Source organism: Paenibacillus sp. FSL L8-0494, from assembly GCF_038003695.1.
GTDB lineage: Bacteria > Bacillota > Bacilli > Paenibacillales > Paenibacillaceae > Paenibacillus_AQ > Paenibacillus_AQ odorifer.
The window spans coordinates 3,276,695-3,289,407 of the sequence record NZ_JBBOPQ010000001.1; the positions used below are offsets into that span (position 1 = coordinate 3,276,695).

Here is a 12,713-nt window from a genome sequence, read left to right on the forward strand (position 1 = left end):
TCATATAATAGTAGATATTAAATTTATAAATAATTGTAATACACCATGATAAGGTTATAATTGATACAGAAAAGGTGTGACGCCTAAGAAGGAGCGCCCACATCCTTTCTGCAAAATTCAGGGGATAAGGATGGTAATAATGGGCAAAAGTGCAACTGATACAGACGTCATTTTAATTGGTGCCGGAATCATGAGTGCGACTTTAGGAACACTTTTGAAGGAATTAGTACCGGAATGGAAAATCAATGTATTTGAAAAGCTTGAAAAAGCAGGGGAAGAAAGCTCTAATGAATGGAATAATGCAGGAACCGGGCATGCGGCGCTCTGTGAGCTTAATTATACTGTTGAAAAGCCAGACGGATCTATAGATATTAGCAAAGCTATTCAGATTAATGAACAGTTTCAGCTTTCGATGCAGTTTTGGTCTTATCTTGTAAATCGTAAGCTGATACATAATCCCCAGGACTTTATTATGCCGTTACCTCATATGAGTTTGGTGCAAGGGGAGAAGGATATAGCTTTTTTAAAGAAAAGATTTGAAGCGCTCTCAAAAAATCCATTATTCCAAGGTATGGAATTTTCTGCTGACTTTAAAAAACTGATGGAATGGATTCCGCTTATTATACAAAATCGTCCAGCGAACGAATCCATTGCGGCTACAAAAATTGACTCTGGAACGGATGTTAACTTTGGTGCTTTAACGCGTATCTTATTTGAGCATTTAAAGAGTAAAAACGTCGATCTCCACTACAAGCATAGTGTCAATAGTATGAAGCGTAACAGTGCTGGCTCATGGGATCTAAAAATCAGAAATGCCAGCGGTAACATTGAACAACATACAGCGAAATTTGTATTTATTGGTGGCGGGGGAGGAAGCCTGCACTTACTGCAGAAATCCGGTATTCCTGAAGGAAAACATATTGGAGGATTCCCAGTAAGCGGTATTTTTATGGTGTGTAATAATCCGGAAGTTATTGCGCAGCATCATGCCAAAGTATACGGCAAAGCTAAAGTTGGAGCCCCTCCAATGTCCGTACCGCACTTAGACACAAGATTTATCGACAATAAAAAATCACTGTTATTTGGGCCATTTGCCGGCTTCTCACCTAAATTCTTAAAAACGGGCTCAATGTTTGATTTAATAACTTCTGTGAAACCGGATAACCTCATAACAATGCTGTCGGCAGGTGCTAAAAACATGTCATTAACAAAATACCTGATCGAACAAGTGCTGTTATCGAAAGAAAAACGTCTGGAAGAACTGAAAGAGTTTATCCCCAATGCCAAAATTGAAGATTGGGATCTTGTTGTAGCTGGTCAGCGTGTGCAAGTTATCAAAGATACAGAAGCTGGCAAAGGCACACTTCAATTTGGTACCGAGGTTATTAGTGCCGCTGATGGTTCGGTCGCAGCACTGTTAGGGGCTTCCCCTGGAGCTTCTACGGCTGTTCACGTGATGCTTGAAGTGCTTAACAAATGTTTCCCTCAATATATAAAAGAATGGGAACCCAAAATAAAAGAAATGATTCCTTCTTATGGCTTGTCACTAATGGATAATCCCGTGCTTCTGCAGAAAATTCACACTACAACAGCAGCTGCACTGGGTTTAGGTGGAAAAGAACATGTTTTTAATCAAAAGGTGTTTTAGTAATAAAAGGGCTGCCGAAAGGCAGCTTTTTTTTCTGCTCAAACCTGAACTATTGACACAAAAGTGTATTACACGTATAGTACATAAATAAGATGTATGAACCACTTAGTACACACACTTAGTATATGGAGTTGGTTGTATGACAGAAGAACAGAAATCAGGCGTCAGCTTTAATATTCGTGAGCCGGTATATATTCAAGTTGTGCGTCATTTCAAGGAACAGATCGCCACAGGGCAAATCGGAGCGGGAGACAAAATTCCTTCACGGCGTGAACTTGCATCAGTAATGAAGATTAATGCGAACACGGCGCAGAAGGCATATAAGGAAATGGAGGAACAGGGTTTGATCGTAACAGAAGGGAATTCCCCGAGCCGAATTACACAGGATCAGCAAATACTTAACTCGATTCGAGCTGAATTAATCGAAAGTGCAGTGGATATATTCATCAGCTCCATTCAGAATATTCAAATTCCAGTTGAAGAACTGGTAGATATCATAAAGACAAAATATACATCCGAGCGAAAGTTATCTCCAGAGGATGGTGACACAAGATGATCCAAGTGAATCAGATGGTGAAGAATTATGGATTCAAGAAGGTACTTAATGGCGTTAGCTTCACTGCTGCCAAAGGAGAGATTACCTGCCTGATCGGAATCAATGGTGCCGGGAAGTCAACGGTGCTGAAGTCCATCATGGGACTGACACCATACAAAGGTGAAGTCTTAATCGATAATGTATCACTAACACCTGTGATGTATGAGAAAATCACTTTTATTCCAGATTCGTTAACGATGCCCTCCAATATGCGAATTGCTGATTGCTTGATCTTTATGGCTGACTTTTATCGGAATTGGAACGCTGAACGTGCAAAGGAATTGCTTAAGTTCTTCCAACTGAGCTCTTCGGATCGCGTATCCTCATTGTCGAAGGGGATGGCTGCGAAGGTAAATTTGTTGCTGGGACTAGCCTTGGATTGTGATTACATCCTAATGGACGAACCGTTCTCGGGGATTGATATGTTCAGCCGCGAGCAAATTACTGATGTGTTCACGAGTGAATTGATCGAGGACCGTGGTGTGATTATTACAACTCATGAAATTAACGATATTGAGCATTTAATTGATAAAGCGGTCTTGCTACAGCACGGGAAGGTAGAGCGTGAATTCTACTGTGAAGAAGTTCGCGAGCAGGAAGGTAAGTCCATTACGGACGTAATGAGAGAGGTGTACATGAAATGAGAGCTTTTGTGAAGCTATTGAATTTTGAAATGAACCGATTTGCCAAAATATATATTGGACTCATGGTGCTGACAGTTGCCTTGCAGCTTGCAGCAGTCACCATCGGTGCTAATCATTGGCTGGATTCTGCGAATGAGGCAATGAGAGTGAATCAATGGACGCTTGAGCAATATCACAATGTGACTGGATATATTCAGCTAAACAGTATGATGTATGCTCGCTATAATGGACTTCTATATTTCGGACCCATATTCTTGAGCATAACAGTGTTACTAATATATAGCTGCTTCATCTGGTACCGTGACTGGAGAGGTAAAAATACGATAGTATATCGCCTGCTCACCTTGCCATCCAATCGGGCGAATTTGTATTTTGCCAAGCTGGTTACGATCTTGCTATTCGCATTTGGACTTGTTGCCCTGCAAATTGTGCTTGTGCCACTGGAGCGTTTGATAGCACAGTCGATTCTTCCTGCTGAACTATATCGGAACATCTCGGTATTTGATTATTTGAAGTATCCTACTGTGCTTAGAGTACTGGTTCCGCCCTACTTTTCTGAGTTTGTTCTATATTATGGACTGGGCATTACGGGCTTGATCGTCTTGTTCACAGCGATTCTAATGGAGCGGAGCTACAGACTGAAAGGGATCGGCTTTATCGTATTATACTTAGCGGTTCTAGCTGGATTAGCCTCAATACCCTATCTTATGGGTTATAGCAGATACGATAGCTACTTCTATCCCGGAGAAATCTTAGGTGCTTGTCTCGGATTAATAGTGATTATTGCTGGAGGTTCGCTTTGGTACAGCTTGTATCTATTGCGTAAGAAAATATCGGTATAATTGAAGGGGAATGGAGGTTAAGGAATGAGAAAATATATGGTTACCGCCGTTCTTGTAGTGTTCGCGGTTGTTACAATCGGGACGTATTATGTACAGGCTTCACAAGAGACACCACCTAATTATAAGCTGACGATGGTTCAAGGGGATGCTTCTCTCGTTGAAGATATAGCTTTATACGGAAATTATCTGACTAAGGATAGTGTTTTTGGCATCAAACGAGCTAATATCACTACAAATGGTACAGATTATCCAGATGAAAAGTTAACGATCAGCCAAAGCTTAAACCGAAGACCAGTGAACACACAATTGGATAAATGGAGGGATCAGCATCGTCAGTTCATGCGTGGAAAGAAGAACTTAGCTGGGTTTTATGAAAATCAGGATATGCTTGCTTACGTGAATTGGACCGTAGATAAGCAGCAATCCAATGATCCTTCAGCGAAGAAAAATGCTAAGCTCAGTATTTCTGTGCTTAACAAGCAGAAGAACAATACGCTGGAAATCACATCCGATATCAATGTAGATCATGATGTTTCAGATATGTATGTACAAAATGTACAGCTTGTTGATCAAGAGCTTGTTGCAATGGTGTTTTTGAATCACAGCGCCAAAGGTTATGTATCTGAACCGCAGATTATCCGTGTTAATCTAACAACAAAGGAGATTATAAATGAGCCGCTCGTGTTACCAGGAGCTAAATCTGAAGCAGCAAATGGGGATAATCAATTCGTTAGGTTAGCCAATCAAAATCTGGATCACACGGATCAATGGATTTTAACGGTTAGTAAAGATAATCATAAAAAGGCATATCAAGTAGATGTTGCAACAGGACAAATCTCGCCGCTCGCGTTCCAAGGGCATGAAATGTTATTGAATAATATTATGAATGCGTATGGACAGAAAATTTATTTCCTGCAAAAAGCTGTATCGGGTAAGGAGAATATAGGATTTACTGTTATTTCTTACGATCTCGTGAGTAAAGAATATGAGACTACTTTGAAGAATACAAATATAGATTTAAGTGAAAACATTACCTATGATTTTAAACAAAACTATCTCTATATTGTGGGTTATAAGAATTTCAAAGGTAATCGTCTATATGTATTCAATTTGACAAGCGGTAACCTTGAATACGAAGGAAAAGTAGTATCAACGGAGGCTGCAAATCAGGCTGAAGATGAAACTAACATGGATTTGAATTTTATCGATCTCGGTCAGTATTAGAATTACTTGTAGAATAGAAAAATAGAGATAAAGAGATATGAAAAGGTACCAAGGCCGAGCTAATGACTTCTAATAGTCAATTAGCTCGGCCTTTTAGTCGAAAATTATAAAACAGCCAATAATAACTGTATTTCGATTAAAATATATTGTAATACGATAAATAATGTGATAAATTCAATTCACAATAAATCTGTGAGGTGTGTTTTTTATGGAAAGAGGATCAACACTTTTTTTAAGGGCAGCGGTTATTCTTATAGGTATCCCGGTGCTTGCTTTGTGCATATTTGTGGTGCCGGAGATAGCGAGTTTCGCAGCAGAACTGTATCCGGATTATAGTTTATTGAAATATCTCCTTGCCATTGATTTGTATGCCTCGGCGATACCTTTTTACTTTGCACTGTATCAAGCTTTTAAACTGTTAGGCTATATTGACAAGAACAATGCTTTCTCGGAAATGTCTGTACAGGTTTTAAAGAAAATAAAATATTGTGCAATCATCATCAGTTGCTTGTATGTAGTTGGTATGCCACTCTTTTACCTCATGGCGGAGAAAGATGATGCCCCCGGGATTATAGTCATCGGTTTGATTATCATTTTTGCCTCCATGGTGATTGCCGTTTTTGCTGCAGTTCTACAAAGGCTTTTAAAAGAAGCTATTGATATAAAATCAGAAAATGACTTAACTGTCTGAGGTGAAAACAATGGCGATTATAATTAATATCGACGTGATGCTGGCTAAAAGAAAAATGAGTGTTACTGAGCTTTCGGAGAGAGTTGGAATAACAATGGCTAACCTTTCTATATTGAAAAATGGAAAAGCAAAAGCGGTGCGATTATCAACGTTAGAGGCAATTTGTAAGGCTTTGGAATGTCAGCCTGGAGATCTATTAGAATACAAAAATGATGAGGAAAGTTAAGAATGAAGTCAATAACACAATTGCTGCATTTTGGATATCATCAGGCGATGAGTTGCATATTTCCTATTGCGATTTTTGGGACTTTAGCTCTTTCTAACATAATAGAAATGCCTTTTCTTTACCGTTATGATGCCATTCTTCTAATACTGCTTACAGTGCAGTACCTCATGTACCGTACTGGATTAGAAACACTGGATGAAATAAAAGTAATCTGTGTGTTCCACGTTATTGGTTTATTGCTGGAAATCTATAAGGTAAAGATGGGTTCATGGGCATACCCTGAGCCAGGGTTTACGAAGGTGTTTGGTGTACCCCTCTATAGTGGATTTATGTATGCAAGTGTCGCAAGCTTTATGTGCCAGATATGGCGAAGATTGAAAATGGATATGACCGGTTGGCCGGGGCTTGCTTCAGCGGGATTGTTGGGAGGAGCCATCTATTTAAATTTTTTCACACATCATTTCATTCCTGATTTTCGCTGGTGGCTGACAGCGCTTGTGGTTGTTGTCTTCTGGAAAACATGGATCATTTATAGGGTACGGACGGTTACCTATCGAATGCCCTTGACACTGGCCTTTTTTATTGTAGGATTTTTTATCTGGTTAGCTGAAAATATCGCTACATTTTTTAATGCATGGAAATATCCTGATCAATATCAAACGTGGCAACTGGTTAGTTTCAGTAAGATCAGTTCGTGGTTCCTTCTAGTGATCATTAGCGTCATTATAGTTGCCCAGCTTAAACATGTTAAGGCTAGCCGTAATCCGATAAATTCATAATTGAGCTGAGTTCGGACAATACGGTTGATTTGACGAATAAATCATTCGTTTGTTACAATGACGGCATCAATTAGGAAAAGGATGAGGACGATGGTTCGTCGTTTGAAAAGGTTTAAGAATGTCGCTACTGCATCAAGCTTCTAAGTATAAATGAATTACATTACTTAGAAGCGAGGGAAAGAAAATGAAACAACATCAGTTCAGCCACTGGTCTGAAATTAAGTATTTAAAGGATATTGTCACCAACCCAATGATTGAGGTAGGAGAGTACTCTTACTACTCTGGTTATTACGATAATCTTGATTTTGAAGATGGGTGTGTTAGATACCTTTGGGGTGATGAACAATCAAGAAAGTTGTTTAATCCCAGTGAAGATTATGGTTGGCATTTAGATAAATTGATTATAGGAAATTATGTTTGTATTGCTAGTGGTGTAATTATTCTCATGGGTGGGAATCACAATCATCATCCTGAATGGATCACCGTGTATCCTTTTGTAGATCAGATTGCAAACTCTTACGAATCCAAAGGGGATACAATCATTGCAAGTGATGCCTGGATTGGGATGAATGCAATGATTATGCCCGGTGTGAAAATAGGCGAAGGTGCTATTGTTGCGGCAGGATCAGTTGTTGTAAAGGATGTCCCACCGTATACGATAGTAGGCGGCAATCCTGCTAAAGTGATCAAGCAACGGTTTACAGATCAAGAAATCGAAAAGTTAAAGGAAATGTGCTGGTTCGATTGGAAACGTGAGAAAATTGAACAAGCCACGTCTATCTTTTCAAGTTCATCTATTGATCAATTATATGACTTTTACCTTAAAGAAATAAAAAAATAACAAAATCAGAACAGGCTGCCGGTATATTCTGCAGCCTGTTCTTTTATCTGACAGGGTAGTTTAACAATAATTGTTTTTTACCAGATTAATCCTAATTAGTATGTTAATATAGGAATGGACTCATTTAATAAGTTAGGAGGAAATTATATTATGGCCTTACCTTTACAAATCCGTCGAATGACACAAAACGATATTGCTATTATACATACGGGGTTATCTGAGCATGACGTAAGCCAACCTCTTGATTATGTCCAACGTTGTTGGCAAGAAAATCAAAATGAAAAGCGAGTTACACTTTTAGCTTTTTGTGAAAATGAGTTTGTTGGATGGGGACATGTGGTATACAGGTCGGAATATCCTTATTTTGCAGAGAATAATATACCTGAAATTCAAAACTTTGACGTCATCCCGCCATTTAGGAAACGTGGGGTAGGAAGTGTATTAATTGAAGCTCTTGAAAAAGATGCTTTTACTATATCTAATACTATTGGTATTGGATTTGGATTATACGCTGACTATGGAACCGCACAACGGATGTATATAAAGCGTGGTTTTATCCCTGATGGGCGGGGAATCATGTACGATAATAAGCCTGTTGAGCCTGGGGCACATGTTTGTGTGGACGATGATCTCTGCCTTTATCTAATAAAAACTATTGAGCAATAAAAGCAGCTCTTGTACGGGGGAGATAGATTCTGAAGTATATCGAATTTGGTCTTGGCAATACATGGCTTATTAGAACTGAAACGGAGTTAGAGGATGGAACGGAATATGAAGAAAAAGGCATAGTGAAACCGGTAAAGTTCCGCTCGTTATATTTTAGAGTTTGGATTGGCAAAACCGTAATCATTCTAGACTTAAGACAAGGCTTGAAAATAAGTAAGAAGAGTCGTAAAACGTTGAAGATTATTTTTGGTATAACAAGTCTTTAGGTTAAGTATGACAAGGTTGCCGTCTAAATGAACAAATGGAGGAGCAAGATGAACTCATTTTTAATACAAAAATATAGTCCGCAAAGAGATAAGGCGCAAATTGAACATATGTTACTTCACAATAAGGATTTATTAAAGAGTTTTTATCAAAATGAAGAAAGCAACAGAGAGAACATTGTGGTTGCCATTATGAATGATACATCCATAGGCTTTCTTTCATTTAACGGGTTTGGAAGAAAACCACAAGCAATCCTGTTTGTTAATAATGAGTATGACACAATGGAAGTCGGCTCCAAGCTTATAGAAGAATATGAAAACATGCTTATACATAATGAAACAGTAGAGCATACAGTATTCAATGTTCTTTCTAGCAATGCTCAATTAATCAGCGTTTTGGAAAAAAATAATTATCGCGTATACTTTGCCATCTATAATATGGAACGAACAGGCGCTCCCTTTCCTTCAGAGAATATCCTGGTTAGAAATTATGAGGAAAAGGATTACTTTGAATGGGACAGAGTTTGCGAATTAGCTTTTTATCATATGCGTCAACGTGTAGGAATGTATCCCTCGTTTTTTTATAAACCTGTGGAATGGGAACGGGAACAGTATGCGGAGAATAAAGATAATATGTTTGTAATGATAGTTGATGAAACGATAGTAGCAGTAGGCAAGATAGCAGGAAATAAAATAAGTATGGTTGCTATTTCGATAGAACATCAATCACGAGGTTATGGAAGATCTTTTGTGAAATTTCTTATTAATGAAATCATTAGTAGAGGTGAAGATAAGGTCATACTTGAAGTAGTGAAGGGGAATTTTGCGAAAGCCTTATATGAGAGCCTTGGGTTTAAAGAAACGGAAATATACCACAACTATATCAAGTATTTTAGACCTGACACGAGACTTAGCGCTCCACCTGAGAATTATTAAAAAACTCAAAAATATAATGACAAGCGAGGTTTATATGGATCAGCCAGAGATTTTGACTCAAGCGCTGTCTAAGTTTTATGAAGAACTTGAACGATCTAATTTACCGGTTAATACTTTTATGCTATTGCGAAAGGGAGAAGTTATTACCGAGTTTTATCGTCAACCGTACCGCAAAAACGTTCCCCAAATTTTATTTTCTCTGAGTAAGAGCTTTACATCTATTGCAGCAGGCATAGCATGGGATAACGGTTATTTTGAATTAACGGATAAAGTGGTTTCTTTTTTCCCAGATCAGCTTCCTAGCTCAATTTCACCTAATTTAGCTAAGATGACGATACATCATCTTCTTTCCATGAATACGGGGCATAACAATAATATATATGGTGCGATAGCCAAGCAAAATGATTGGGTTCGTGCCTTTTTAGCTTTGGACGTAGAAGATGAACCGGGAAGTTATTACAATTACAATACACACGCCACTTATATGGTTTCGGCTATTATCGAAAAGACGACTGGAGAGAATCTTGTTGATTTTCTAATGCCAAGATTATTTACTCCATTGGACATAGAAAGACCGGATTGGGAGACTTGCCCGTTAGGAATTGTTGCTGGTGGAATGGGACTAAGCATACCAACAGATGGAATTGCGAAATTTGGCCAGATGCTCCTCAATCAAGGAGTTTACAATAGCTGTAGAATTGTTTCTGAAGATTATTTAAAGCTGGCGCTAAATGAACAAAGTGATAATCGTTGGGGACAAAATAAGGCTGATTGGTCAAACGGATATGGTTATCAGTTCTTTATGTGCAGGAATGGATGTAAGATGGGGAATGGAGCTTTTGGTCAATTGTGTTTCATTGATCCGAGTCGAGAGATTGTGATTGCTGCAACTTCAAGTTTTACCGAGATGAAGAAGTTACAGGATTTTTTAGATATCATATATGCAAATTTACTGAACCATGATTGGTCAACGGATGTTTCTAACATTATTAAATCTCCTACATTTATCTCCTTAGTAGACAGGATAGTTAGAGTAGATTATAGATCGTACAGTGGAATTTATATCTTTGAAGATAATAAGCATAAAATTAAAGAATTAATACTGAAGTTTGAAGAAGATCACCTTAGTTTTTCTTTACTTTACGACGATCATTTAGATGAATTTAACTTCAATTTTTTAAAGCCTGCCTATGCAAAATGTTTATTTATTAAAGACTTATCCCTTAGTGAGCAGGAAGTTTGTACATCTGCAAGCTGGCAATATGCTGATTCTAAATTAATCCTCACGGTATATTACATTGAAACCCCTTACGTAGTTGATTACACCTTGAGTTTTAGCGGTAAAAAAATTGAATTGCATATGCATAGGAATCTTTCCTTGGAGGATAGAGAAGACATAACTGTTATTGGTTGGGAGGGATGAAATGATCAAGGGTAAAGGATGGATGGCTGTTTTATTTTTGCTGTTTTCTTTAGTTTTTGTGGGAATCACACATCAGGGGACTATGTTTGGGGATTACCTCTTCAGAACCATTGGAATTCCGCCTTGGAGCGAGCCTGCGACAAACCATGGTTTACATTACTCAGCGATATTCGGGATCATTATGTTAATCGTCAGTGGGAGTTTAACTATAAAGCACTTTAGACAGCGTTATAAAAAATATGTAGGCAGAACCGTTTTGCTTGCTATCATCATTTTCATTACGTTATATCCATTTCTAACAGAACGATTGTATTATCTTGTGAATATGAACAATGAAGGAATTGAAGTTGTGGATTTTCTGGAAAAAGATTCGCACTGTATGTACGGTACTCAAGAGGATATAGTGAAGGTTCAATGTACAATCAGGCTAATCAACTATGGCGGGCAAAATGAAACCGTTATGATTCGTCCAATCTTTCGAGAGTATGGTAATTCTCAAGGGATTTGGTCATTCGCAGAGGTTCAGCCGCAAGAGATTACATTGTTACCAAGATCTAATATTAAACATAACATTCACTTTGAGAGTAAGCCTGATGCTCGGATCGCTGAATTCGGGGCGAACGGTAATACCGATTATTTTGGTGTGGAATTCGTCAAGGATGGACAGAAAAAGGTAGTCTTTAGGGACTGAATTGATAAAAAGATTTATGTCAGTTTTAGCTTTGGTATTATTACAGCTGAGCAGTAACGGAGGGGAAGGTTTGCAGTGACTGAACGACTGATAACAAAAGTAAACCAGCGCCTCGAAAGTGTGCGTGTGCTTGTTCAAGAAATGATCTTGTCTATAGGTAACGAACAACGGAAACAGGAAGCGTATGTTCACCTGTACGGAGTGTCTAGCTTCGCTTCATTGCTTGCCATGAAAAGAGAACAAAATCAGGAATTGGCAGCCATTATAGGACTGCTTCATAATTATTATTTCTTCAAAACCGGAGTCAAGGATTTTCCAGGTCCCAACAGTGCAGATACCGTAAGGCCTTTATTAAGAGACTTGAATATGTTCACCAATGAAGAGCTGACTCAAATTCTAAAGGCGATCTTCCATCAAGGGGATAGGAATAAAGTTAAGGGTCCCTATGAAGAGATTCTAAAGGATGCTCAAGTTCTACAATTACACTTGCAGAATAGGGACTGTAATGTAACACAACAGGACACGAATAGGCTTCGGAATGTACTTCGTGAAATGACGATTCCAGAGGATTTTTTGGAAGAGATAGATTACAGTAGCGGGGCTGAAGTTCATCAGCCTACGGATAAACGAGGCAAGTTGGCTAATATTGCTGAAGCATTTGGAAAAGAAAACATTGTTGGAATACCAGGAAACGAACGATATCGAGAAATCTGTAAATATTGGCCTGACCAAGGGATTTATAAAGTATTACAAAACAATTGGTGCGCAGCATTTGTATATTACTGCTGTATGCAAGCTGGCTTTCTGCTGCCGATTCGATATCCGAATGCTGATTTTCGATTAGCTGGCGTAGGGGCATGGTTAGAGTGGGCGCAACTACCTGAGACCGCATTTTTTTATTTTGACGGGCAAGAGGGGTTTACTCCTCAACGTGGTGATATTGTGATTTATGAAAAATTGCTAACTAATGACCCTCACGATCATACAGGTATTGTTTTAGCATGCGATGACAAAGAGATCTTAGTTGCTGAAGGAAATAGGGATAATCAGAATTATTCCAGTGTTTTCTACAGAGATCGCTGGCATTGCGTATATGGCTATATCCGTATCGCTAATGACTATGAATTTGAGTTTAATGGAGAGTATACTCCAATTAGTTGAGGATGAAGAAGATTGCTTAATGGGCGAGTGTAGGAATTATATACTTGCCTTTTAAAAATGTTAGAGTTATCATAGATTTCTAA

General features: G+C 38.4%; 15 protein-coding genes. All 15 read left to right on the top strand.

The window, feature by feature from the left end; genetic code table 11:
• Positions 1-139 precede the first annotated feature (139 nt).
• The 15 genes from NYE35_RS15030 to NYE35_RS15100 all read left to right on the top strand — a co-directional run bounded on the left by NYE35_RS15030 (position 140) and on the right by NYE35_RS15100 (position 12,630).
• Positions 140-1,648, top strand: a complete 1,509-nt coding sequence (locus NYE35_RS15030) for a malate:quinone oxidoreductase (protein WP_341121502.1) — start codon at positions 140-142, stop codon at positions 1,646-1,648.
• Positions 1,649-1,787: 139 nt separating this feature from the next.
• Positions 1,788-2,204, top strand: a complete 417-nt coding sequence (locus NYE35_RS15035) for a GntR family transcriptional regulator (protein ID WP_036678170.1) — start codon at positions 1,788-1,790, stop codon at positions 2,202-2,204.
• Complete coding sequence (locus NYE35_RS15040; RefSeq protein ID WP_036678167.1) at positions 2,201-2,887, top strand: ATP-binding cassette domain-containing protein; 687 nt, start codon at positions 2,201-2,203, stop codon at positions 2,885-2,887. Before NYE35_RS15035 ends, NYE35_RS15040 begins: the two co-directional genes overlap by 4 nt.
• Positions 2,884-3,729 carry a hypothetical protein gene (locus NYE35_RS15045; RefSeq protein ID WP_038570781.1) on the top strand — a complete coding sequence of 282 codons (846 nt, stop codon included), beginning with the start codon at positions 2,884-2,886 and terminating at the stop codon, positions 3,727-3,729. The genes NYE35_RS15040 and NYE35_RS15045 overlap by 4 nt, the downstream gene beginning before the upstream one ends.
• A gap of 24 nt (positions 3,730-3,753) precedes the next feature.
• Positions 3,754-4,953, top strand: a complete 1,200-nt coding sequence (locus tag NYE35_RS15050) for a hypothetical protein (protein ID WP_341121504.1) — start codon at positions 3,754-3,756, stop codon at positions 4,951-4,953.
• Between the two features lie 208 nt (positions 4,954-5,161).
• A complete protein-coding gene (locus NYE35_RS15055; RefSeq protein WP_076272502.1) occupies positions 5,162-5,644 on the top strand; it encodes a DUF2975 domain-containing protein in 483 nt (160 codons plus the stop codon).
• A 10-nt stretch (positions 5,645-5,654) separates the two neighbouring features.
• The gene (locus NYE35_RS15060) at positions 5,655-5,870 is read left to right on the top strand and encodes a helix-turn-helix domain-containing protein (protein WP_036678155.1); all 216 of its coding nucleotides are present in this window, start codon (positions 5,655-5,657) and stop codon (positions 5,868-5,870) included.
• Positions 5,871-5,872: 2 nt separating this feature from the next.
• Positions 5,873-6,649, top strand: a complete 777-nt coding sequence (locus NYE35_RS15065; RefSeq protein ID WP_038570784.1) for a DUF817 domain-containing protein — start codon at positions 5,873-5,875, stop codon at positions 6,647-6,649.
• A gap of 184 nt (positions 6,650-6,833) precedes the next feature.
• The gene (locus tag NYE35_RS15070; RefSeq protein ID WP_038570785.1) at positions 6,834-7,490 is read left to right on the top strand and encodes a CatB-related O-acetyltransferase; all 657 of its coding nucleotides are present in this window, start codon (positions 6,834-6,836) and stop codon (positions 7,488-7,490) included.
• A 150-nt stretch (positions 7,491-7,640) separates the two neighbouring features.
• Positions 7,641-8,156, top strand: a complete 516-nt coding sequence (locus NYE35_RS15075; protein WP_076099317.1) for a GNAT family N-acetyltransferase — start codon at positions 7,641-7,643, stop codon at positions 8,154-8,156.
• 29 nt (positions 8,157-8,185) lie between these two features.
• Positions 8,186-8,422, top strand: coding sequence for a DUF3977 family protein (locus NYE35_RS15080; RefSeq protein ID WP_076141673.1), 237 nt, complete (start codon positions 8,186-8,188; stop codon positions 8,420-8,422).
• A gap of 48 nt (positions 8,423-8,470) precedes the next feature.
• On the top strand, positions 8,471-9,355 hold the full coding sequence (locus NYE35_RS15085; RefSeq protein WP_076099315.1) for a GNAT family N-acetyltransferase: 885 nt from the start codon (positions 8,471-8,473) through the stop codon (positions 9,353-9,355).
• 34 nt (positions 9,356-9,389) lie between these two features.
• Positions 9,390-10,778: a serine hydrolase domain-containing protein gene (locus tag NYE35_RS15090; RefSeq protein WP_341121507.1), complete on the top strand. Its 1,389-nt coding sequence runs from the start codon at positions 9,390-9,392 to the stop codon at positions 10,776-10,778.
• 1 nt (position 10,779) lies between these two features.
• Positions 10,780-11,469: a hypothetical protein gene (locus NYE35_RS15095; RefSeq protein WP_036678141.1), complete on the top strand. Its 690-nt coding sequence runs from the start codon at positions 10,780-10,782 to the stop codon at positions 11,467-11,469.
• A 75-nt stretch (positions 11,470-11,544) separates the two neighbouring features.
• On the top strand, positions 11,545-12,630 hold the full coding sequence (locus NYE35_RS15100; RefSeq protein WP_256715512.1) for a CHAP domain-containing protein: 1,086 nt from the start codon (positions 11,545-11,547) through the stop codon (positions 12,628-12,630).
• Positions 12,631-12,713: the final 83 nt, after the last annotated feature.